Below are 21,114 nucleotides of genomic sequence, written 5' to 3'. Positions count from 1 at the left end.
CATGGACAGCATCGTCGTACGCGGCAACGGGCCACTTTCCGGCCAAATCCCGATCGCGGGGGCGAAAAACGCCTGTCTCGCGCTGATGCCGGCCACGCTTCTGAGCGATGAGCCGCTGACCCTGACCAATGCGCCGCGCCTGTCGGACATCCGCACGATGACCGAATTGCTGGCGAGCCTCGGCGCGGAAGTGACCGCGCTGCAGGAGGGCAAGGTGCTTGCCACGTCCTGTCACGGCGAGATCAACCCGGTCGCGGATTATGAGATCGTGCGCAAGATGCGTGCCTCGAATCTGGTGCTTGGGCCGCTCTTGGCGCGCTTGGGCCATGCGGTCGTGTCGCTGCCCGGCGGCTGTGCGATCGGCGCGCGCCCGATGGATATCCATGTCGACGCGCTCGCGGCGCTCGGCGCGGAGATCGAACTGAAGGACGGCTATCTGCATGCCGAAGCGAAGGGCGGGCTGAAAGGTGCCACCCACGAGATGCGCTTCGCTTCCGTTGGCGCGACCGAGAACTTCCTGATGGCCGCCTCGCTCGCAAAAGGCACCTCGGTGCTGAAGAATGCAGCCCGCGAACCGGAAATCGTCGATCTGGCGAAATGCCTGCGCGCGATGGGCGCGCAGATCGAGGGCGACGGCACCTCCGAAATCGTGATCGAGGGCAAGGACCGCCTGCACGGCGCGACTCACCCGGTGGTCGCCGACCGGATCGAGCTCGGCACCTATATGCTCGCACCCGCGATCTGCGGCGGCGAGGTGGAGTGCCTGGGCGGTCGAATCGATCTGCTGGAGAGCTTCTGCGAGAAGCTCGATGCGGCGGGCATCTCGGTCGAGCAGACCCATACCGGCCTCAAGGTGGCGCGCAAGAATGGCCGCATCCGCGCGGTCGACGTGACGACCGAGCCGTTCCCCGGTTTCCCGACCGATCTTCAGGCTCAGATGATGGCGCTTCTCTGCACCGCCGAGGGCACCAGCGTTCTGGAAGAGAAGATTTTCGAGAATCGCTTCATGCACGCGCCCGAACTGGTGCGAATGGGGGCGAATATAGACGTCCATGGCGGTCATGCGACGGTCCACGGCGTCGAGAAGCTCAAAGGGGCGCCGGTGATGGCGACCGACCTGCGCGCCTCCGTGTCGCTGATCCTTGCAGGGCTGGCCGCGGAAGGTGAGACCGTCGTCAGCCGTGTCTATCACCTCGATCGTGGCTACGAGCGCGTCGAGGAGAAACTGGCGGGCGTCGGTGCGCATATCGAGCGCGTGAAAGCGAGTTGATCGGCTGGCAATCCCCGCCGTCTTCCCCATATCGAATGCAGAGGTGACCCAATGACCCGTGATGCGAAATTCGAAGATGGTGGCGAAGGCGCGATCGCGCTGCGCGCCGAGACCAAGGACGACCTCCCCGTGATCGCGGCACTGGTGCAGGATGCTGTGCTGCCGATCACCGAGATCGCCTGGGAGGCGAAATCCCGGCGTCTCGCGCTGCTGATCAACCGGTTTCGCTGGGAGGACAAGGCGCAGGCCGAGGCCGAGAAACGCCCCTATGAGCGCGTGCGGTCGCTGCTGGTGATCTCGGACGTCACCCATGTCGCGAGTATGGGAATCGATCGTTCGGATCGCGACGTGGTGCTCTCGATCCTCGATATCACCTTTGAAGAGACCGAAGACGGCGCGGGTCGCGTGACCCTGACGCTGGCGGGCGATGGCGCGCTGGCGGCCGATGTCGAATGCCTCGATGTCGATCTGCGTGATGTGGAGCGGCCTTATCGCGCGCCTTCCGGCAAGGTGCCGCATCATCCCGAGTGAGCCGCGCTTTGCCGCCGGGGATGCCTCCGGCGGGGATATTTACGCCAAGTCGAAGTGGAATTGCCCTTGGGGGCAGTGTCGTGCTTGCGGGGCAGGACGGGAGTCTCTAATCCGAAGAGCGGAATAGGAGACTGTCGATGCCGCACTTTCTGGACACGCGCGAAGAGGGCTTTGAGACCCGGTTTGTCGAACTTCTGGGGATGAAGCGCGAGGACAGCCCCGATGTGGATGCGGTCGTGGCCGATATCATCGCGGATATCCGCAAGCGGGGCGATGCAGCGCTGATCGAGCTGACCGCGAAATTCGACCGACTGGAGCTGACGCCGGAGACGCTGGCTTTTTCGGCTGAGGAGATCGAGGCCGAGGTCGCAAAAGTGCCCGCCGAGGAGCGCGCGGCCCTGGAATTAGCGGCCGAACGTATCCGCGCTTATCACGAACGCCAGATGCCGCATGACGCGCGTTGGATCGACGCGAGCGGGGCGGAACTTGGCTGGCGCTGGGGGCCGGTTTCAGCCGCGGGGCTCTATGTGCCCGGCGGGCTGGCGAGCTATCCCTCTTCGGTGCTGATGAACGCGATCCCGGCGAAAGTCGCGGGTGTGGAGCGGTTGGTCGTGGCGTGCCCGACGCCGGGCGGGGCGGTGAACCCGCTGGTGCTGCTGGCCGCGCAATTGGCGGGCGTCGATACGGTCTACCGGATGGGGGGCGCGCAGGCGATTGCCGCGATGGCCTACGGGACCGAGACGATCACGGCGGTCGACAAGATCACCGGGCCGGGCAACGCTTTCGTGGCGGCGGCCAAGCGGCGTGTTTTCGGACGCGTCGGCATCGACATGATTGCGGGCCCGTCGGAAATCCTCGTGATCGCGGATGGCACGGGCGATCCGGATTGGATCGCGCTCGACCTGATGAGCCAGGCCGAGCATGACGAGAGCGCACAGGCGATCCTGATCACCACCGACGAGGCTTTCGGCAAGGCGGTCGTTGCGGCAGTCGAGAAACGGCTCGAGACGCTGGAGCGCCGTGCGATTGCAGGCGCGAGCTGGCGCGACTTCGGGGCGGTGATCGTGGCGCGCGATCTGATGGAGGCGGCCGAGCTGTCGAACCGGGTTGCGCCAGAGCATCTGGAGCTTTGCGTCGCCGATCCCGACTGGTTGGCGGAGGCGATCACCCATGCGGGCGCGATCTTCCTTGGCGCCTACACGCCCGAAGCGATCGGCGATTATATCGGCGGGCCGAACCACGTTCTGCCGACGGCGCGCTCGGCACGCTTCTCCTCGGGCCTCTCGGTGATGGACTTCATCAAGCGCACCACGCTGGCGAAGATGACGCCCGGCGCGCTGAAGGCGATCGGCCCTTCGGCAGAGGTGCTGGCGAAATCGGAAAGCCTCGAGGCGCATGGGCTGTCGGTGCGTGCGCGGCTCGATGCGCTCAATGACGAAGGGGAGGGGTGATGGCCCGGATTTCTCATATCCAGCTGGACACGGGCGGGCTGCCCGCGCCCTCGCCGGAGATTGAGCAGGAGCGCAAGGTCGCGATCTACGATCTGCTCGAGGATAACAGCTTCAATATCCCGGGCCGCGACGGGCAACCTGCACCAGAAGGGCCGTTCGCGCTGACGCTTGGCGTGCGCGACCGGCGGCTGGTTTTCGACACCGAAACCGAGAGCGGCGCGAAAGTGGCGGAGTTTCATCTGTCCTTCGGCCCGTTCCGGCAGGCGGTGAAGGATTACTTCCAGATCTGCGAGAGCTATTTCGAGGCGGTCAAGAAACTGCCGCCCAGCCAGATCGAGGCGATCGATATGGCCCGGCGCGGTATCCATAACGAAGGCGCGCGCATTCTGCAGGAACGCCTTGAAGGCAAGGCCGAGATCGACATCGACACGGCGCGGCGCCTCTTCACCCTCGTTGCCGTTCTCGCCCCGAGGTAAACGGATGGGCGAGATCCCCAACTCCGTTCTTTTTGCGTGCGATCATAATTCCACGCGCTCCCCGATGGCCGAGGGGATGATGAAGAAATTCTACGGCACCGAATGCTACGTGCAGTCGGTGGGCGTGAAGGCCGATCTGGAGATCGACGGCTTCACCATCGCGGTGATGGCCGAGATCGGCGTCAATCTGGAGCGTCACCGCGCGCGCTCTTTCACCGAGTTGCAGGAATGGGGCGACGATCTGTCCGCTTTCGATCTGGTGATCGCGCTGTCGCCCGCCTCGCAGCGTCAGGCGCTGGAGCTGACGCGGTTTTTTCATCTCGACGTGGAGTATTGGCCGATCCTCGACCCGACCGGCATCGGCGAGACGCGCGAGGCCAAGCTCGCCGCCTATCGCGACACCCGCGACCAGATCCGCCGCCATCTCATCGAACGTTTCGGAGAGCCGACCGCCTGATCAGTCGCCCGACTGTGCAGGCTGCGTGCCAAGTCGGTCCAGATTCGCCTCGATCCACTGCGCGAGCTCGAAATAGCGGATCGCGATCGCCTCTCCTGCCTCGGTCAGGCAATAGTCCACGCGCGGCGGCACCTCGCCATGGTCGCGCCGCGAGATCAGCCCATCCGCTTCGAGCACCTGCAAGGTCTGAGCCAGCATCCGTTCGGAAATGCCGCCGATCCTGCGACGCAACTCGGAAAAGCGCAGCCGCCCGTCGCGCAGCGCGACCAGAACCAGCCCACCCCAGCGCGAACTGACATGCGACAGGATCATGCGCGAGGGGCAATCGGCGTTGAACACATCTGCGACGAGCGGCGCGGGATCGGTCTGTTGCATAATGCGGAGGCTCCTGTGCGGGGCTGCTGAACACTTACCAAAATGTAGGTACTTCCTTTTGCGCAGTAAAGAGCGCAGCTTCCCGTCAGCGAAAGACAAAAGGAGGTCGCCATGACCATCGCCGCTACCGGAGCCACCGGCCATCTTGGCCAACTCACCCTTGCCGCACTGGCCGCGCGCGGCGCGACCGACGTGATCGGGCTGGCACGCAGCCCTGAGAAGCTGACGGGCGCCGCGCGGCGGTTCGACTATTCCGACCCCGACAGTTTCGACGCGCTGGCAGGCGTCGACACGCTGATCCTGATCTCGTCGAGCGAGGTCGGCCAGCGCGCTCCGCAGCATCGCAACGTGATCGAGGCGGCCAAAACGCATGGCGTCGGCCATATCCTTTACACGTCGCTGCTGCATGCCGACCGCTCGAAGATGCAACTGGCCGAGGAACATGTGGCAACCGAGGCGGCGCTGGCCGCATCGGGGCTGAGCCACACGCTGCTGCGCAATGGCTGGTATGGCGAGAATTACGACAGCGCGATCGGCTATGCTGCGCAATCGGGCACGATTGCCGGGGGTTCGGGCGCGGGCCGGATCGCGGCAGCCGCGCGCGCGGATTACGCCGAGGCGCTGGCCGCAGTGGCGCTCGATCCCGGTTTGCAGGGCCAGACCTATGAGCTGGCGGGCGATGCGGGTTTCACCCTCGACGAGCTGGCCGCCGAGATCGCCGCACAGGCCGGTCGCGCGGTCGAGGTTTCGCACCTTGCCGAGGCCGAGTATCGCGCTTTGCTCGAGGCGATGGGCCTGCCCGGCCCCTTCGCCGCGATCATCGCGGATTCGGATGCGCAGGCCGCCAATGGCGCGCTGTTCGATGACAGCCACGACCTGTCGCGGCTGATCGACCGCCCGACCACGCCGCTGGCCGGGATCGTGCGCGCCGCATTGGGGTGACCTGCGCCGGCGCCTATGACCGCGTTTGACGCGGCGAATGGCGCGTGGCAATCAAGGCCAGACAGCTTTACGGAGAATGGCCATGCCGCGCGCCCGCACCCTCGACACGATCTCGCGTTACTACGATGCTTTCAACGCAGGCGATACGGCAGGGATGGAGGCCCAGCTGGGCGAGCCCTTCGCGCATCACGTGAACGAGGGGAAGATCCGCCACGGGATCGAGGCGTTCCGCGAATTCAACAAGCATATGAGCCGCTGCTATCGCGAGCAACTGACCGACATGGTCATCATGGCCAATGACTCGGGCACGCGGGCGGCGGCGGAGTTCATCGTCAACGGCGTCTATCTGGAGACCGATGACGGGCTGCCCGAGGCGCATGGGCAAAGCTATGTGCTGCCTGCGGGGGCCTTCTTCACGCTCGACGAGGGCAAGATCACGCGCGTCGTCACCTATTACAACCTCGCCGACTGGATCGCGCAGGTTTCGTAATGGAGGTGCGGCGGCTGACCGGAGAGGCGTTGGATGCGGCGCTCGACGACGTGGCGCGGCTGCGGATCGCGGTGTTCCGGGACTGGCCCTACATCTACGATGGATCGCTGGAGTATGAGCGGCGCTACATCCAAAGCTACCGGGAGAGCGATGCGGCGGTGGTCGTCGGCGCGTTCGACGGGGCGCGACTGGTGGGCGCTGCGACTGGCACGCCGCTGGAAGATCACGCCGGTGATTTCGCGGCACCTTTCGCAGGCACCGGGTTGAAGCTTCAGGACGTGTTCTACTGTGCCGAGTCGGTCCTTCTGCCCGACTATCGCGGGCAGGGCCTCGGGCACGCCTTCTTCGATCATCGTGAGGCCCATGCGCGCGAGCTGGGGCGCAGCCATTCGGTCTTCTGCTCGGTGATCCGGCCCGACGATCATCCGCTCAAGCCTGCCGCGTATCGCCCGCTCGACGGGTTCTGGCGCACGCGGGGCTATGCGCCGATGGAGGGCGTAATCGCGCGGTTCAAATGGACCGATCTGGGTGAGGATGAGCAGACCGAGAAGGCGCTGCAATTCTGGGGGCGCGCGCTATGAGCCGCGATGTGGTCATTGCGGCTGCGGCTTATCCGCTCGACTGGTTCGAGGACTGGGCGGGCTACGCGGCGAAGGTATCCGCTTGGGTGGCTGAGGCCGCAGGGCAGGGGGCGCAGCTTCTGGTCTTTCCCGAATATGGGGCGATGGAGCTGGCGAGCCTCGGCGGAGCAGATGTCGCGGGCGATCTGGAAGCCGCGCTGGTCCATGTAGCCGGGCTGCGAGCGGACATGGAAGCGCTGTTCGCAGGTCTCGCGGCGGAGCATGACGTGCATATTCTCGCCCCCTCCGGCCCCGTCATCGACGGCACCAAACGCGTGAACCGGGCGAGCCTGTTCGGCCCCGGCGGGCTGATCGGGCATCAGGACAAGGCGATCATGACGCGGTTCGAGCGTGAGATCTGGTATGTCGATGCGGGCGAAGGGCTGGTCCTCTTCGACACCGCGCTCGGCAAGATCGGCGTCACGATCTGCTACGACAGCGAATTCCCCCTGCTGGCGCGCGCGCTGGCGGAGGCGGGGGCGGAGATCATCCTCGTGCCCTCCTGCACCGACACCGTCGCGGGCTATAACCGGGTGCGGATCGGTGCGATGGCTAGGGCGCTGGAAAACCAATGCGTGACCGTGCAAGCCCCCACCGTGGGCGATGCGCTCTGGTGCCCGGCAGTCGATGAGAACCGCGGCACGGCTGCGATCTTCGCCCCACCCGACGGGCTCTGGCCGGAAAGCGGGATCGTGGCCGAAGGGACGTCCGACTCACCCGGCTGGACCTTCGCGACGGTGGACTTGGATCGCGTCGCCCAAAGCCGCACTGCAGGAACCGTTTTGCCCTATAGGCATTGGTCGGAGCAGGTCATTGCGGTTGCGTTCCCTCTAGTCTTTGTGCGGTGAGTTCGGCCACGTAGCGCTGACGTCTTTCGAGGAATTCTGTTGTCGGCAGCGCCGCATGAGCGTCTTGTTCGGCTACTCCCCTTCCCTTTGCAGGTAGTGACAGATTGCCGCTTCGGAAGGGTTTCCGAAGCTTGCAACGAAATAGCTTGGTGCCCACAACGCTGCGCCGAGCTGCTGCAACTCTGGAAAGTCCCTTCTGAGACGCCGTGAGATGCCTGTCTTTACGGCGTTCGCAAAAGAGGACACTGCCTCACTCGGGGGGAGAGAAAAGAATATTTCCACGTGATCTTCCGCACCCGAAAACCCCAGCAGGTCGCCGTTGCGGGCACGGCAGCGTTGAAGCGACACATCTTCTGCCACTTTGTGCATCTCACAGGACAGGGTTCGTTTGCGCGCCTTTGTAACCAGAACCATTTTATAAGAGATGTCAAAAAAACAATTGTTTTCATTGCTGTAGTATTGATTTGTCATTCCTGAACCAATATAATTAAGATTATGAGTTCAATCCGGTCCCTTTCATTCAAACTTTACCCCAGCCGCGCGCAGAGCGACAGGCTGGAGCAAAAGCACGACCTCCTGGTTGATCTTTGGAATGCGGCGCTTGAGGAGCGTATCGGGGCTTGGCGTCACGGTGTGCATCTTCGCCTTGCTGATCAGGAAAAGGCACTTAAGCATATTCGAGCCGATGTCGAAGGCTGGTCTGGGTGCGTCCATTCTCACGAAGCTCAGGTCGTTCTGAAGCGGCTTGACCGCGCGTTTCAGAGTTTTTTCAAACGAGTGCGGGCCGGACAGCGTTCGGGCTTTCCCCGTTTCCGTTCGCGGCAACGGTTTCGCGGCTGGGGGTATAAGCAGCACTGTAATGGCTTTAAGGTTGAGCTGGGCCCTGGGGGAAGGCACGGGCACGTGACTCTGTTTGGTGTTGGGCGGATGCGCATGCGAGGCGTCGCAAGGACGCCGGGGCGCATTCTGAAGGCTGATGTTTTCCGTTCTGCGCGTGGGTGGATGCTCAATGTAGTGGTGGAGACCGATTGCGCGCAGCGTGAAGATGCGCACGGGCCGGCCGCCGGACTTGACTGGGGTGTCTCCGATTTCGCAACTCTTGCGAACGAGAATGGCGAATATGAAGCGGTCGCAAACCCGCGCCATCTCCGAGGCGAGATGGAGGGGTTGGTCGAGGCGCAGCGGCGCCTCTCTGCTGCGGCTAAGGCAAGAAAAGTCTCCTTGCGCTCGCTTCAACGTCATCGAAAGCAACTCGCGCGTCGACATGCAAAGATTGCGGCTAGAAGGAAAGACTTTCTTCACAAAGTTTCCGCAGACTTGGTATCCCGTCACCGTTTGATTGCGACTGAGGGGCTCGATGTGGGGAATATGACCCGTGCGGCGAAAGGCAGTAAGCAGTGTCCCGGCAAGAACGTTGCTCAGAAATCTGGATTGAACCGAGCGATTCTCGATACGGCCCCGTCAAATTTTTTGAAGATGCTCCGATACAAAGCGGAAGAAGCTGGTGTGGAGTTCCTTGAGGCGCCGACCCGTAAGCTCAAACCTTCGCAAAGTTGCCCAGCATGTGGAGCCCAAAAGAGAAAAACACTCTCGCAGCGGCAGCACATCTGCGAATGTGGCTGTTCGCTCGGTCGCGACGAAGCCGCGGCGTGCGTGCTTTTGCAATGGGGCCTAACTGAAGAGGCTCGATTGAAGACTCTGAGCGGTGAAAGAGACAAAGCGGCCGGGACGGCCGCGGATCAGGCCTTGATCTGACCCGAAACTTCCGCGATTCCCATTGGATCGTGGCGGCAGGTTCATATTCCACTTGAATTTCGCGGCTTACGAGCGCATTTAAACGCTCGCCCGCAGATGACGCGGGTAACCAATTATGGAGTGACCATGGCCAAGGAAGAAATGCTCGAATTTCCCGGTGTCGTGAAGGAACTCCTGCCTAACGCGACGTTTCGGGTCGAGCTGGAAAACGGCCATGAGATCATCGCGCATATGGCAGGCAAGATGCGTAAGAACCGCATCCGTGTTCTGGCAGGCGACAAGGTTCAGGTGGAAATGAACACCTACGACCTCACGAAGGGTCGTATCAACTACCGCTTCAAGTGAAGCTGATCCTCGGCTCGGCGAGCCCGCGACGGCGAGAGCTTCTGGTCCAGCTCGGGCTGGAGCCTTTTGACGTGCGCCCCGCCGATATCGACGAGACGCCGCTGAAAGGCGAGGCCGCGCGCGACTATGTCGCCCGCATGGCCCGCGAGAAAGCGATGGTGCTCGATGTGGCCGATGACGAGGTGCTGCTGAGCGCCGATACCACGGTGACCTGCGGGCGCCGCATCTTGGGTAAACCCGAAGACGAGAAAGAGGCGGCGGAGTTTCTCTGGCTGCTGTCCGGGCGTCGGCACCATGTGTTCACCGCGGTGGCGATGCGCACGGCGCAGGGTCTGCGCGAGCGGCTCGTCGATACGGTGGTGAAGTTCAAGCCGCTCAGCGACGAGGACGTGAACGGCTATCTCGCCTCGGGCGAGTGGCACGGCAAGGCGGGTGGCTACGCGATCCAGGGACGTGGCGGCGCTTTCGTCCCGTGGATTCAAGGGTCCTTCACCGCAGTCGTTGGATTGCCGCTCGCAGAAACCGCAAACCTGCTCGCAAGCGCGGGCATTCGAGGGGACGTATAATGCAGGGGCGCGTGGTTCTGCTGGACGAGATTGCCGGTCGCGAAGCGGCGGCGCTGATGGTCGATGGGCAAATTGAAGACCTGATTATCGACACCTCGGAGGAGATCAGCTTCGCCCCTGGCGCGATCCTGCGCGGCACGATCGGTCGCCAGATGAAAGGGCAGGGCGGCGTCTTCGTCGATCTGCCCGAAGGCACGCGTGGCTTTCTGAAAGAGGTGAAGGGGCTCGCCCCCGGCCAGACCGTGATCTGTATGGTCTCTGGCGGCACCGAGCCCGGCAAGGCGCTGCCTGTGACGCTGCGGGTGCTGTTCAAGTCGCGCTACGCCATCGTCACCCCCGGCGCGCCGGGCATCAACGTTTCGCGCCGGATCCATGAAGAGGATCTGCGCGCCGATCTGCAGGCAGCAGCCGAGGCGGTGATGGAAGGCTCGGATATGGGCGTGATCCTGCGCTCTGCCGCGGCCCATGTGCCGCTCGAAGAAGTCGCCGAGGATGTCGCCGCGATGCGCGAGCTGGCCGAGGTCGTGACTAACGATACTGAAGGCGGGCCGGAGCTTCTCGTCGATGCCCCCGATCCGCATGAAGAAGCCTGGCGCGACTGGGCCGAACCCTTGCCGGACGAAGTAATCGAAGGCGGGTTCGACGATCACGGCGTCACCGACGCGATCGAAGCGCTTCTGCATCCGCGTGTCGACCTGCCGGGCGGTGCGCATCTGATGATCGAGCCGACCCGCGCCCTGATCGCGGTCGACGTCAATACCGGCAACGACACGACGCCCGCCGCAGCGCTCAAGGCGAATATCGCCGCGGCCCGCGAATTGCCCCGGCAGCTGCGCTTGCGCGGCCTTGGGGGCCAGGTCGTGATCGACTTCGCCCCTATGCCCAAGCGCGACCGTCAGGCGCTCGAACAGCAGCTGCGCCGCGCCGTCAAAGGCGAGCCCGAGACGTCGCTGGCAGGCTGGACACCGCTGGGCAATTTCGAGATGCAACGCAAGCGCGACCGCGTTCCGCTCGTGCGCCTGCTGCGGGGCCAAAACAGGGAGGCGAAATGAGCTGTCCGATCTGCGGCAAGGATGCCGACCCGAAATATCGCCCCTTCTGTTCGAAGCGTTGCGCTGATGTCGATCTGGCGCGCTGGCTGAACGGTTCCTACGTCATTCCCGGCGATATCGCCGAGGAAGAAGAGCGCGCGCCGACCGGTCCCGCAAGCGATGATACGCCCCCCGGCAAGCCGCACTGAGACGTTTCGCAAGTTCGCGTAAATTTCTGCGAAATCCCTCTGGACACCCCCCGCGCCCTCGTCTAGTAACCGCTCCACCAAGACCGAAAGGTCGCAGTGCCCGGATAGCTCAGTTGGTAGAGCAGCGGATTGAAAATTCGCGTGTCGGTGGTTCGAGTCCGCCTCCGGGCACCACTTAAAATCTAAATAAAATCAACGGCTTAGATTTTTGCATTTTGCGAATTTAGGTCGTTTTGGATGTGTTTGCCCGAGTAGCGGATTACGCGTTCCCGGCTCTAATGATCGCCCGCTACGTGCGGGCGAGTAAAAAGCAGGCTGCGTATTGTCACAAATTTTGGCAGATTTTTTTTCTTTACTTTTCAGGGCGTTGTCTGGCCTCGAAAGTTTTGACTGTAAGTGGCACCGAGCATTTCGCGCCGTGTCACAAAAAGCGGCAATCGGTGCTGTTGGCAAACTGTTGGCAAACCACGCGCAGTGGGTGTTTTAGCCTGACACTCCTCGGTTTTGTACGTTCATAGAGCGTGACAATGCGGTGAATTTCTAGCGTGGCAGTTAGATTTAGAGACATGCTCGAGAGAAACTTAGCGCTGAGCGTGTTTTTGACGCGGGCAGTATGTCTTCCATTTTATTGATAATATTAAACTATTTGCGTTTTTGTTGGCGCTCCTGTTGGCCAACACTTTGCAAAGTAAAGCTTTTGGGTGGCCTTCTCGACCTAGAGAGCAGTCATGTATTTGCGCAGGGGCAGGTCACAAGTCAAATTCACACGTGAACGTGACCGAGAAGCGCCCAGAGGGGCTCTCTATCGATTCTGCTTTGGCCGCGTCGCGAGAAAATGGGCGTTCTTCGCTGAGATTGGTTTAGTGGGTTAGCACGGGGACCCGCGCAATCGTCCACTCCCCTTTGCCGCCGTCTTTCGGGATGTGCGGCGCGACTTCCGCGACTGTTCGTTCGAACAAGACAGGCGGTGTTTGGTTCATATCCCAGATATGGAAAAGATAAGCCTCTCCTGCTTTCTCGGCCTTGTTCCACTCGTGGCGGGTCACGATGAAGCGCAGGGGGGAGGCAGTCGTCGATTTCACCTCTATCAGCTTGTTCTGGATGCCGTACGGTCCATGATCGTATGTCAGCACATCATAGCCCGCAAAGTTATCATCGAAGCCAGGCCATTCAGGTTCGCGGTCTATCCCGATAATTTTGAGGCGCTCGCGTTCATGTTCCAGCGTCAGAATTTCCGCTGCGCGTCCTTGTTCCATCTTCGCTTGATCGGTTAGAAGGCGTGCATAGCCTGAGAGCGAGTCCCACCAGGTTACGACATGCAGGGGGGTCGGGTTTTCCATTAGGCCAGCAGCAGCGAAAATGTCTTGATCGTTGGGGTCGAGCTTCTTGATGAAACGCTGCCGACCCTGTCGCATGAGCTTTGCCCAGATTGGCTGGTGCTTCAGCAAGACGCCCCTGATACAGATTTGATAGAACGCATGGCCGTCGAGCGGGCAGTCATTTTCGACGAGCTCGGAGAGATAGACTGACGCCTCCATATCAAGACTATGCGCATCGGCTTCGACACTGTCGATCAAGGAAAGAAGGTCTGGGATCGGCAGATCGGGGTGATGCGCCATGTATTTCCGAAAAAGGCGCAGGCCTTCAAAGCAGGGCAAGGAGAACAGTCGCTCCGTAGAAATCGGACCGCTCATACTTCCTCCGACGGAGCATCTGGCGCGGTACCCTCCAGTTCTGCGATAAGGTCAATGATATCCTTGAGCTCAATGTCATAATCGAGAGGGTCGGCGGCTTCTTCTTCGTCGAAGGCAATCTCATGGAGATCCGGGTCATCCAAGAGTTGCTGCATGTTTCGGATCTTTTCAACAAGGCGGCGGCTCACCGACATGTCGATACTTCCGATCGCAGGCGGCGCTTTCGAGCGGTAGATATGGATGTGGGTTTCTTCATCTGGCCCTAGGCCGAGGCGGTGAATCCGGTCGATGGACTGAAGATAATGGGTCGAGACATAGCTGCGATCTGCGTAAATGGCGTTGTGGCAGACTGTGTGAAGGCTGATGCCTTCGCCCGCTGCGGCGGGGTTGGCGACAAGCACGTAGCAGCCCGAGTCCTCATGGAAGCGACGAATTCGCCCCTCCCGACTCTCAGGATCATCCGGCAAGCCCGATGGCACGCCGCCGTGGATGCAGACCGGGTTGAGATCGGCCAGAGCAGATACAAAGCTGTGGATCGTGTCGGTAAAGATCGTCCATATGACGCACTTTTGTCCCGCCTTGGCCAGGGCATAGGCGTGATCCATCACCGCCCGCATTTTGGCGGAATGGCCTTCTTCGAGTACGAGGTCGACAATAGCCGACTCCACCTTGACATCGTCATTCGCCATCGCGCTGAGCGCCAAGGTTGGGTTGATGGAAAGCTGAAGTAGGCGCATGACTGAGCGCCGCGCGCGAAGGAACTGCGCGTCACCCAAGCCGCGCGATATCTGTTTTGAATAATCGCGGATGAACTCACTGCGGACCAAGGAATAAAGTGCAAGTTGTCCTTGCTCCATGGCGACATCCACAAAGTGTCGCTCGGCGGGAGGAAGATCAAGCTCAGTCTTGGTGGTGCGAACGTAGAGATTGCCGAGTACTTCGCGCGGCGACTTGCCGTGAGAAATTTCAAGGCCATAGCCATGGCCCGGCCACAAGAAATCAAGCTGAGACTCCATGTCCGACGCCGCCTGTGGCATCGGCGTACCGGTAAGGATATCGCGCCGTATAGGATCATCGGCGGTGCGCAATAAAAATGCGCCGCGTTGTGACTGCCAGCCCGCCTTCATGCGATGGGATTCGTCGAGGACAAGATGTGTTGGTGTGGTCGCAAAATGTGAGGCAATCATACCTTGCTGACGGATCAGCAAATCGTACGAAATGATGAAACGTGTCGCGCCTGAATGAAGTAGATTGCGGTTTTCGTCTTCGCCGGCGGTTAAAAGAGTGAAAGGCTCCGCACCACCGTCGGGCGCTTCTTTATCCATGCATTCGTCAACGATGTCCATCCAAGCCTGAAAGGCCGCCTTTGGTGCTACGACGATTAAGTGCTGACCTTGCTTACGGGTGAGCATGTGAAGCGCGAATGTTACGGTGGTCTTGCCTGCGCCAGGCACCGAGAAGTTCGCGCCGTTGCTGAGGGCAAGAAGGTGGGAAAGATCGCGAAGCTGAAAGTCGCGGAGTTCACGCCTCGTGAAGCCAGTGGCCTTGAGCTTTTCTTCTATCTCATCCGGCGAGAGCGCTTCAGTAATCTCGCCGCGCTGCTCACGCGTCTTCTTTATCTGCGCGGCGAAGGCGCGGAGCTTGTCTGCGGCTTCGCCTTCGGGTCTAAAACGGAAGTGCAGGCTCTTCTGGTTAGCTTTACTGCCGAGTTCACGCACGACGCCCAGCGTGTCAGGCCATGAAAGACTGATCTCGCTGCCTGCGAGAATATGATCGAGCTTCTTAGTGCGGATCGCTAGCTTTACGCGTGACCAGATTGGGGTTTCTAGCGCGTCGTCAGGCACGGATAGAGTGCCGGTGTGATCGGCGTTATACCTGACGGATACAGCAGTCGGAAGATCGTTCACGCGGGCTTACTCCTCCCCATCCGGATCGATCGATCCAGCTTCTTGGCGGGCTTTAACGGCCGCCTCGATCTTGTCGAGGTTCTTACGGATTGAACCTATCTGCTTGAGGATTGCTGGAATTGTCGAAGTGGCGGCCGCACTGATGTCGATACCTGTGACCTTGGAGTTGATCTGCGCCAGCGTTCTGAGCGCGGCTTCTTCGTTTTTCTGCCCTTTGTCGAGTTCAATGGCCGTTTCGCAGGCATCGATTAGCGTCGTGATCCTTTCATCATCATCAGCGGCCTCGTCATCGCGCAAGGCATCTATAATCGGTGTGTAGTCTTTGCTGCTGTCGTCGGCGTCGATGTCGATTGCGAAATCATCATCATCAGTAGGATCACCGTCTTCATTCACCGGCAGTTCGAGACGCTCTTCGAGAATTTCCAAGACTTTGGGCGCGAGCTTGCCAAACGCGGCGTTGAGGCGGTACACGCGCCCGCTGATCTTGTCGCGGTTCTCGTAGATCGACCAGGCGATGGCGCGGCTTGCGTTTTGGAGGTTGGCATCTTTCTTAGAGATAGCTTTGGGCAGGTCACCGAAAATTTGCTGCCCGTCCTGAAGTAAGTCGTACTCGCCAGGTTTTTCGACCCATTCGCTTAAATATAGATCCGCTTCGTCGAGCGCTTGAAGGACATTCTCGATCTCCTGCTTGCTGCGGCGCAGGCGGTCGGCAACCTCTTTTGTGGATCGACCTTTTCCAACTTGGCGGCGAATAAGCCGAGCATCACCAATCCAGTCATAGTCAAGCTTGGTCTGAGGGCGTGCCTGAAGGTCTGCTTCGATATCATCGATTTCGTCCCGCGTAACGTCAGGAGGCAGAACAGCACATTTGATATTGGTGAAGCGCTTATCGACGGTCCCATCTTTGCGTGTCCTGAGTTCACGCATCGCGGCGAGCCTTCGGTTGCCATTGATCACGACGCCTGTGCAGGTGATCAGGATCGTTTCGCGCTGACCATCTTCTTCAAGAACCGAGATAATGGGGGTCACGGACTCGGTGCCCTGTTTGGCTAGCTTGGAGAGGATTTCATGCTGCGCCTGCTGCGCAGTCGTGAGTTCTTGGCCTTTTTCAAAATAGTCTTTCGGCAAGCCTTCGCGCGCGATCTCAGTTTGCTGAGCGCTGAATGTGCGGCAGTTTTCCATGCGATAGACAGGCACGTCAATCGGGAGCGATATCACTTTGGGCGTGAAAGAGCCGCTGCGAAAGTCATATATCGTTTCACCGAATTCATCTGAATTTTCAGTGCGCTTGGCGATCATGGCCTCGCGCTCGGCACGCGGCTTGAGGTCAATCTTATAGGTCATCACAACTCCTTTTCACTCAAATGCGACAACTAGGATCGGTACGGTGATAACTCGATCGAAAAGCTCCAACTCCTTTATGACACGCTCAGCATTGGCGATATTGTCTCCGATGATTTTCGCGGCTTCCCTGGTTGGCAAGGCGAGGGCAGCGGCTTCAATGCGCCCGCTTTGAAAGAGATATTGAAGCTTCAGAAGATCGTAAGGTGCACGGCTCATGTTTCCGGTCTGAAGCTGAAAAGCCAAATCATCCTGCATGGCAAAAACGCTCAGTCCATGCGCCTGGTCGATACTAACGTTGAGCGCCCATCCTTCATTCAAGAATTCGGTTTCGACGTGCCTTCGTATCTGCGGAGTGCAGCGCGGCTCAATCGTTACTGCAGGCGCTTCAAATACGTCCGTGAGCCATTCCTTTAGCTCTCGCCGCTCCCATTCAGCGCCAGCACTGTGATGATCGTCATAGGTGTAAGCAAGCTTCATGTGTTCCCCTTTGGATTAGGGTCGTAAACAGGCTTGTTCATCGGGCGTGTCCTGAGAGTCCCTGCGCGGAGCTGATGTACCCGATCCCAGGCAATGTCGACGTAGCCTTTATCGAGATCGCAGCCATAGGCATTTCGATCATGCTTGAGTGCCGCAATCGCCGAGGAGCCCACGCCGAGATACGGATCGAGGACGCTCTCTCCTTCATTCGTCAAAGCCAAAACCAAGCGCTCCACCAGTCCAATGGGAAACTGGCAGGGATGGTCGGTTTTCTCGACATGGTTGGATTTAACGTTGGGAATATCCCAGACGTCAGACGGGTTCTTACCTAGCGGGTTGCTTGATAGTTCCCCCTTGTTTGGGCCTTTGAAGTGCTTTTTGTTTGGGTATTTTGAGGGAACACGGACAGGGTCTAGATTGAATGTGTAGTCATCCGATTTGGTGAACCAAAGAATAGTCTCGTGTCGCCCGGAAAACCGCTTCTGGCAATGAAGACCATGGCCAAACGTCCAGACTATACGGTTGCGGAGTTGCAAGCCGTGATTCTTGAAAAGCGGGTAAAGAAGGATGTCTAAAGGGAATATCTCGCCGCTATCGACGTGGTTGCCGACCTGCCAGCAGATCGAGCCCGTCGGTGCGAGGAGACGCACAGCTTCCGCAATGCACGCGGCTTGATCCTCGACATACTTTTCCTGTGATGTTCGTTTCTCGTAAGCCTTGCCGATGTTGTATGGTGGCGATGTGACGATCAGGTCCATGGACTCGTCCGGTAGACGGCGCATGAACTTCAGATTGTCTTCGCAGGCAATCTCAGCCTTCGCATCACGTCTCAGGCGGCAAATTTTGCTGCCATCTTGGTTGCTCGCGGAGATAAGATCGAGGGCTGACTTAGGTAACATTTCGGGCTTCTCGGTCATCTTGGCAGCCGCAATAGGCAGGCCGCAATGTGTCAATAAAAGTGATGGGGAGACCGTATCTTGTGCTACCCGCTGAAGGCAACCCTCCATCTGGCGGCGCTTGCAGGTTTCATGTAGCTCCGGTGACCTGCCACTGAACTTTCATCTAAACTGCGGACCGGGAGAACGAAGTGCTTTCTGCTTACCACCTCGGGAACGCCGACCCCATTCGGGCCGATGGAAAGCTTCTTGGACACTTTGGAGCCGCTGGAAACTGCTGCCCCCAAGTCTTCCCTGCATTTCTCCCTGAAGCTACTTCGCGAGCTTTTGACTGAGTTCCCGGGGTTATTTGAGCTGGGTTAGCTTGCCGCAGTTGCGAACCTTTAGAGCTGTCGATGTGTCTTGAAGCATGCGTCGGCATGAGTAAGGCAATTCAAAAAATCACAGTCCGCTACTCTACCGAGAAAATCGCCATTTCTCGTGTTTCTGGCTGTCAGAGATTCTACATATTGTTAGCAAATCAAGGCATGTCACTATATGTGACGCGTAGCTGTTGGCAAAGTGTTGGCAGGATTTGGGGCAGGTATTTAAGATATTGATTTTAAGCAATAAAAAGTATGGGTGGGCGGTTTGAAAATTCGCGTGTCGGTGGTTCGAGTCCGCCTCCGGGCACCACTAAAATCTCTAGAAAAGACGAAAATTGCACCTCACTTCGTGATGAGCTCGCCACCTTTTTCGCCAGTTTCTGCTCGGGATTTTATCGGGGTCCCATTTCGAACATTTCTAGAAATTCGGTTCCTCATAGGGGATCGCCAGCCCGCGAATCCTTCTTGAGGAGCTCTCGCGGGCCTGCGGCGATCAGACCACAAGTCCGCGAGATAGTCAGATTCCCGATCGCTGAACCCGCTTGGCCGACTTCAGCGCCGGTTCATCGCATCGCGCAGCGCCGCGCCGAACGCGCCATTGCCGCTGTCTTTTGACGACTTGCCTTGTCCCTTGCCGGGGCCTTTGCCTGGCGCTTTGCCACGGGGGCCCTGCGGTCCGGGCTTGCCGCGATCCTGTCCTGCCGGGCCTTTGCCCTTCGGGCGCTCGCCACCCTCGGATTGCTTGCGCATCGACAGGCCGATCCGTTTGCGCGGGATGTCGACCTCGGTCACGCGCACGCGCACCACATCGCCCGCCTTCACCACCTCATGCGGATCCTTCACGAAGCGGTCTGCCAGCTGGCTGACATGCACCAGACCATCTTGATGCACGCCGATATCCACGAAAGCGCCGAAGGCGGCCACGTTGGTCACGGTGCCCTCCAGGCTCATCCCCGGCTTGAGGTCTTTGATGTCCTCGACGCCGTCGGTGAACTGCGCGGTCTTGAACGTGGGACGCGGGTCGCGGCCGGGTTTTTCCAGCTCCGCGAAGATGTCGCGAATGGTGGGCAGACCGAAATCGCCGGTCACGAATTGCTCCGCGCGCAGGTCTTTCAGCGCGGTCGGCTGGCCCATGATCTCGCGGATGTCGCGGCCGCAGCTTTGCACGATCTTGCGCGCGACCGCGTAGGCTTCGGGGTGAACCGAAGACGCGTCGAGCGGCTCTTCTCCATCACGGATACGCAGGAAGCCCGCGCATTGCTCGAAGGCCTTGGGGCCGAGCCCCGCCACCTTCATCAGCGCCCGCCGCGAAGGGAAGGCCCCATGCGCGTCACGATGCACAACGATGGCTTGGGCGAGCGCGGGGCCAAGACCCGCCACCTGCGCCAGAAGCGGTGCGGAGGCCATGTTCAGATCGACGCCCACCGCGTTCACGGCATCTTCGACGACCGCCTCCAGCGCCTGCGACAGGCGGCGCTGATCCACGTCATGCTGATATTGTCCGACGCCGATGCTCTGCGGTTCGATCTTCACCAGCTCCGCCAGCGGATCCTGCAGGCGCCGCGCGATCGAGACCGCCCCGCGCAAGCTTACATCCAGATCGGGGAATTCGCGCGCGGCCAGTTCCGAGGCTGAATAGACTGAGGCGCCCGCCTCCGAGACGACCACTTTCGTCGGCGCCCGCACCCCCGGCGGCAGCAGCTTCAGCGTGTCGGCGACCATCCGTTCGGTCTCGCGGCTGGCGGTGCCGTTGCCGATGGCGATCAGCTCGACCCCGTGGCGCTTGACCATGTCGATGATCTTCGCCTCCGCGCCGCGTAGGTCCATCTTGGGCTGGAACGGGTAAAGCGTCGCGGTCTCCAAGACCTTACCGGTCGCGTCCACCACGGCGGCCTTCACCCCGGTGCGGATGCCGGGATCGAGACCCAGCGTGGCGCGCGGACCGGCAGGGGCTGCCAGCAGCAGGTCATGCAGGTTGCGCGCGAAGACCTTGATCGCCTCGTCATGGGCGCGCTGGCGCAGCTCGCCCAGCAGATCGACATAGAGCGAGACCGAGAATTTCACCCGCCAGGCCCACCGCGCCACGTCGCGCAGCCAGAGATCGCCGGGATGCCCGGCCTGCGTGTCGAGAGTCGCTGCGATCTGGCCGATCGCGCGGTCCTCGCCGGTCTCGGGATCGGGCGCGATTTCCATCGTCACGATCTCTTCCTTCGCGGCACGCAGAATGGCGAGCGCGCGATGGCCGGGAATGTCGGCCCATTTCTCGCGATGGTCGAAATAATCCGAGAACTTCGCGCCCGCCTCTTCCTTTCCAGGCACGACACGCGCGGCGATGAAGGCTTCGGCGCGCATGAAGTCGCGTAGGGTGCCGAGCAGTTCTGCGTTTTCCGACAGTTCCTCGGTCAGGATGTCGCGCGCACCTTTCAGGGCGTCCTTCGCCGTGGGCACGGCCTCGGTAATGTAACCTTCGGCCAGCGTCTCGGGCGCGGCGCTCCGGTCTTCCTGAATCGCGCGCAACAGCGGCTCCAACCCGTTCTCGCGCGCGATCATCGCCTTGGTGCGGCGCTTGGGCTTGAAGGGGAGGTAGATGTCTTCGAGCGTCGCCTTGCTTTCGGCCCGCGCGATCGAGCGCGCCAGATCGTCGGTCAGCTTGCCCTGCTCGCGGATCGAATTGAGGATGGTCTCGCGCCGCGCCTCCATTTCGCGCAGATAGCCCAGCCGATCCGAAAGCTGTCGCAGCTGCGTATCGTCGAGCCCGCCCGTGACCTCTTTGCGGTAGCGCGCCACGAAGGGCACGGTCGCCCCACCATCGAGGAGTCCGATCGCCGCGATAACTTGTGCGGGCTTCGCCGCGATATCCGTGGCGATGGTCTGCGCGATGCGGGCTTGGACGGGGGCGGAATCGATTTGGGCCAAGGCTGTCTCCTGATGCGGTCGGGTTGCCAGCAATAGCCGCCTGCTAGGCCGGGGAAAAGGGGCTTTAGCAGTTTCAATTTGACTTATGCTTTTCGTATCATATATCATCTAAATGATGAAGAAGCTTGTAAGTATTGGCGAGGCCGCAA

At 60.5% G+C, this 21,114-nt stretch carries 22 protein-coding genes and 1 tRNA gene; 15 read left to right on the top strand and 8 right to left on the bottom strand.

Going from position 1 to position 21,114, the window contains the following annotated elements:
* Window position 1 precedes the first annotated feature (1 nt).
* The 5 genes from murA (at window position 2) to BMI89_RS13680 (ending at window position 4,185) form a co-directional block, all read left to right on the top strand.
* Window positions 2-1,270: a UDP-N-acetylglucosamine 1-carboxyvinyltransferase gene (gene murA / locus BMI89_RS13700; RefSeq protein ID WP_078521738.1), complete on the top strand. Its 1,269-nt coding sequence runs from the start codon at window positions 2-4 to the stop codon at window positions 1,268-1,270.
* A 51-nt stretch (window positions 1,271-1,321) separates the two neighbouring features.
* Window positions 1,322-1,801 carry a DUF2948 family protein gene (locus tag BMI89_RS13695; protein WP_078521737.1) on the top strand — a complete coding sequence of 160 codons (480 nt, stop codon included), beginning with the start codon at window positions 1,322-1,324 and terminating at the stop codon, window positions 1,799-1,801.
* A 137-nt stretch (window positions 1,802-1,938) separates the two neighbouring features.
* The gene (gene hisD / locus BMI89_RS13690; protein ID WP_078571359.1) at window positions 1,939-3,252 is read left to right on the top strand and encodes a histidinol dehydrogenase; all 1,314 of its coding nucleotides are present in this window, start codon (window positions 1,939-1,941) and stop codon (window positions 3,250-3,252) included.
* Window positions 3,252-3,728 carry a UPF0262 family protein gene (locus BMI89_RS13685; protein ID WP_078521735.1) on the top strand — a complete coding sequence of 159 codons (477 nt, stop codon included), beginning with the start codon at window positions 3,252-3,254 and terminating at the stop codon, window positions 3,726-3,728. The genes hisD and BMI89_RS13685 overlap by 1 nt, the downstream gene beginning before the upstream one ends.
* Window positions 3,729-3,732: 4 nt before the next feature.
* The gene (locus BMI89_RS13680; RefSeq protein WP_078571357.1) at window positions 3,733-4,185 is read left to right on the top strand and encodes a low molecular weight phosphatase family protein; all 453 of its coding nucleotides are present in this window, start codon (window positions 3,733-3,735) and stop codon (window positions 4,183-4,185) included.
* Here the strand turns inward: BMI89_RS13680 and BMI89_RS13675 are convergent, their stop codons facing one another.
* The gene (locus tag BMI89_RS13675; protein ID WP_078571356.1) at window positions 4,186-4,560 is read right to left on the bottom strand and encodes a helix-turn-helix domain-containing protein; all 375 of its coding nucleotides are present in this window, start codon (window positions 4,558-4,560) and stop codon (window positions 4,186-4,188) included. It lies immediately after the preceding gene.
* Between the two features lie 111 nt (window positions 4,561-4,671).
* Between BMI89_RS13675 and BMI89_RS13670 the strand changes: the two genes are divergently transcribed.
* The 4 genes from BMI89_RS13670 to BMI89_RS13655 all read left to right on the top strand — a co-directional run bounded on the left by BMI89_RS13670 (window position 4,672) and on the right by BMI89_RS13655 (window position 7,460).
* Window positions 4,672-5,502, top strand: coding sequence for an NAD(P)H-binding protein (locus tag BMI89_RS13670; RefSeq protein ID WP_078571354.1), 831 nt, complete (start codon window positions 4,672-4,674; stop codon window positions 5,500-5,502).
* Between the two features lie 82 nt (window positions 5,503-5,584).
* A complete protein-coding gene (locus BMI89_RS13665; RefSeq protein WP_078521731.1) occupies window positions 5,585-5,992 on the top strand; it encodes a ketosteroid isomerase-related protein in 408 nt (135 codons plus the stop codon).
* Window positions 5,992-6,573 (top strand): GNAT family N-acetyltransferase, encoded by a 582-nt coding sequence (locus tag BMI89_RS13660; protein ID WP_078571352.1) that lies wholly within the window; start codon window positions 5,992-5,994, stop codon window positions 6,571-6,573. The genes BMI89_RS13665 and BMI89_RS13660 overlap by 1 nt, the downstream gene beginning before the upstream one ends.
* Window positions 6,574-6,581: 8 nt before the next feature.
* Window positions 6,582-7,460 (top strand): carbon-nitrogen hydrolase family protein, encoded by an 879-nt coding sequence (locus BMI89_RS13655; protein WP_078571630.1) that lies wholly within the window; start codon window positions 6,582-6,584, stop codon window positions 7,458-7,460.
* A gap of 72 nt (window positions 7,461-7,532) precedes the next feature.
* Here the strand turns inward: BMI89_RS13655 and tnpA are convergent, their stop codons facing one another.
* Window positions 7,533-7,931 carry an IS200/IS605 family transposase gene (gene tnpA / locus BMI89_RS13650; protein ID WP_078571351.1) on the bottom strand — a complete coding sequence of 133 codons (399 nt, stop codon included), beginning with the start codon at window positions 7,929-7,931 and terminating at the stop codon, window positions 7,533-7,535.
* Between the two features lie 24 nt (window positions 7,932-7,955).
* Here tnpA and BMI89_RS21100 point away from each other — a divergent pair, with 24 nt between their 5' ends.
* From BMI89_RS21100 to BMI89_RS13620, 6 genes are all read left to right on the top strand, one after another.
* Window positions 7,956-9,215, top strand: a complete 1,260-nt coding sequence (locus BMI89_RS21100; protein ID WP_078571349.1) for an RNA-guided endonuclease TnpB family protein — start codon at window positions 7,956-7,958, stop codon at window positions 9,213-9,215.
* Between the two features lie 126 nt (window positions 9,216-9,341).
* Entirely contained in the window at window positions 9,342-9,560 is a 219-nt protein-coding gene (infA, locus tag BMI89_RS13640; RefSeq protein ID WP_010397442.1) for a translation initiation factor IF-1, read from the top strand.
* Complete coding sequence (locus BMI89_RS13635) at window positions 9,557-10,126, top strand: Maf family protein (RefSeq protein ID WP_078571347.1); 570 nt, start codon at window positions 9,557-9,559, stop codon at window positions 10,124-10,126. The genes infA and BMI89_RS13635 overlap by 4 nt, the downstream gene beginning before the upstream one ends.
* Window positions 10,126-11,178, top strand: coding sequence for a ribonuclease E/G (locus BMI89_RS13630; protein WP_078571346.1), 1,053 nt, complete (start codon window positions 10,126-10,128; stop codon window positions 11,176-11,178). The genes BMI89_RS13635 and BMI89_RS13630 overlap by 1 nt, the downstream gene beginning before the upstream one ends.
* Window positions 11,175-11,366, top strand: a complete 192-nt coding sequence (gene yacG, locus BMI89_RS13625; protein ID WP_078571344.1) for a DNA gyrase inhibitor YacG — start codon at window positions 11,175-11,177, stop codon at window positions 11,364-11,366. Before BMI89_RS13630 ends, yacG begins: the two co-directional genes overlap by 4 nt.
* 98 nt (window positions 11,367-11,464) lie before the next feature.
* Window positions 11,465-11,540 (top strand) — tRNA-Phe (locus BMI89_RS13620).
* Window positions 11,541-12,226: 686 nt separating this feature from the next.
* On the opposite strand, the gene BMI89_RS13615 is transcribed toward BMI89_RS13620, so the two are convergent.
* The 6 genes from BMI89_RS13615 to BMI89_RS13590 all read right to left on the bottom strand — a co-directional run bounded on the left by BMI89_RS13615 (window position 12,227) and on the right by BMI89_RS13590 (window position 20,965).
* A complete protein-coding gene (locus tag BMI89_RS13615) occupies window positions 12,227-13,060 on the bottom strand; it encodes a DUF3883 domain-containing protein (protein WP_078571343.1) in 834 nt (277 codons plus the stop codon).
* Window positions 13,057-14,967 (bottom strand): DEAD/DEAH box helicase, encoded by a 1,911-nt coding sequence (locus BMI89_RS13610; protein ID WP_078571341.1) that lies wholly within the window; start codon window positions 14,965-14,967, stop codon window positions 13,057-13,059. Before BMI89_RS13610 ends, BMI89_RS13615 begins: the two co-directional genes overlap by 4 nt.
* Window positions 14,968-14,973: 6 nt before the next feature.
* Window positions 14,974-16,311 (bottom strand): hypothetical protein, encoded by a 1,338-nt coding sequence (locus BMI89_RS13605; protein ID WP_078571340.1) that lies wholly within the window; start codon window positions 16,309-16,311, stop codon window positions 14,974-14,976.
* A 12-nt stretch (window positions 16,312-16,323) separates the two neighbouring features.
* The gene (locus BMI89_RS13600) at window positions 16,324-16,788 is read right to left on the bottom strand and encodes a BglII/BstYI family type II restriction endonuclease (RefSeq protein WP_078571338.1); all 465 of its coding nucleotides are present in this window, start codon (window positions 16,786-16,788) and stop codon (window positions 16,324-16,326) included.
* Entirely contained in the window at window positions 16,785-17,705 is a 921-nt protein-coding gene (locus tag BMI89_RS13595) for a site-specific DNA-methyltransferase (protein ID WP_210402161.1), read from the bottom strand. Before BMI89_RS13595 ends, BMI89_RS13600 begins: the two co-directional genes overlap by 4 nt.
* An 896-nt stretch (window positions 17,706-18,601) precedes the next feature.
* On the bottom strand, window positions 18,602-20,965 hold the full coding sequence (locus BMI89_RS13590) for a Tex family protein (RefSeq protein ID WP_246832033.1): 2,364 nt from the start codon (window positions 20,963-20,965) through the stop codon (window positions 18,602-18,604).
* Between the last annotated feature and the right edge of the window lie 149 nt (window positions 20,966-21,114).

This window comes from Thioclava sp. F36-7 (assembly GCF_002020075.1).
In the GTDB taxonomy this organism is placed as follows: domain Bacteria; phylum Pseudomonadota; class Alphaproteobacteria; order Rhodobacterales; family Rhodobacteraceae; genus Thioclava; species Thioclava sediminum.
The sequence above is the reverse complement of the archived record's forward strand: the minus strand, read 5'-3'. Positions and strand labels throughout refer to the sequence as shown.

Excerpts from the sequence above, each read along its gene's own strand:
- BMI89_RS13695 (WP_078521737.1), top strand. The coding sequence starts at position 1,322 with ATGACCCGTGATGCGAAATTCGAAGATGGTGGCGAAGGCGCGATCGCG.
- BMI89_RS13675 (WP_078571356.1), bottom strand. The coding sequence starts at position 4,560 with ATGCAACAGACCGATCCCGCGCCGCTCGTCGCAGATGTGTTCAACGCC.
- infA (WP_010397442.1), top strand. The coding sequence starts at position 9,342 with ATGGCCAAGGAAGAAATGCTCGAATTTCCCGGTGTCGTGAAGGAACTC.
- BMI89_RS13660 (WP_078571352.1), top strand. The coding sequence starts at position 5,992 with ATGGAGGTGCGGCGGCTGACCGGAGAGGCGTTGGATGCGGCGCTCGAC.
- BMI89_RS13630 (WP_078571346.1), top strand. The coding sequence starts at position 10,126 with ATGCAGGGGCGCGTGGTTCTGCTGGACGAGATTGCCGGTCGCGAAGCG.
- BMI89_RS13615 (WP_078571343.1), bottom strand. The coding sequence starts at position 13,060 with ATGAGCGGTCCGATTTCTACGGAGCGACTGTTCTCCTTGCCCTGCTTT.
- BMI89_RS13670 (WP_078571354.1), top strand. The coding sequence starts at position 4,672 with ATGACCATCGCCGCTACCGGAGCCACCGGCCATCTTGGCCAACTCACC.
- BMI89_RS13595 (WP_210402161.1), bottom strand. The coding sequence starts at position 17,705 with ATGACCGAGAAGCCCGAAATGTTACCTAAGTCAGCCCTCGATCTTATC.
- BMI89_RS13685 (WP_078521735.1), top strand. The coding sequence starts at position 3,252 with ATGGCCCGGATTTCTCATATCCAGCTGGACACGGGCGGGCTGCCCGCG.
- BMI89_RS13665 (WP_078521731.1), top strand. The coding sequence starts at position 5,585 with ATGCCGCGCGCCCGCACCCTCGACACGATCTCGCGTTACTACGATGCT.
- BMI89_RS13605 (WP_078571340.1), bottom strand. The coding sequence starts at position 16,311 with ATGACCTATAAGATTGACCTCAAGCCGCGTGCCGAGCGCGAGGCCATG.
- tnpA (WP_078571351.1), bottom strand. The coding sequence starts at position 7,931 with ATGACAAATCAATACTACAGCAATGAAAACAATTGTTTTTTTGACATC.
- hisD (WP_078571359.1), top strand. The coding sequence starts at position 1,939 with ATGCCGCACTTTCTGGACACGCGCGAAGAGGGCTTTGAGACCCGGTTT.
- BMI89_RS13600 (WP_078571338.1), bottom strand. The coding sequence starts at position 16,788 with ATGAAGCTTGCTTACACCTATGACGATCATCACAGTGCTGGCGCTGAA.
- BMI89_RS21100 (WP_078571349.1), top strand. The coding sequence starts at position 7,956 with ATGAGTTCAATCCGGTCCCTTTCATTCAAACTTTACCCCAGCCGCGCG.
- yacG (WP_078571344.1), top strand. The coding sequence starts at position 11,175 with ATGAGCTGTCCGATCTGCGGCAAGGATGCCGACCCGAAATATCGCCCC.
- murA (WP_078521738.1), top strand. The coding sequence starts at position 2 with ATGGACAGCATCGTCGTACGCGGCAACGGGCCACTTTCCGGCCAAATC.
- BMI89_RS13680 (WP_078571357.1), top strand. The coding sequence starts at position 3,733 with ATGGGCGAGATCCCCAACTCCGTTCTTTTTGCGTGCGATCATAATTCC.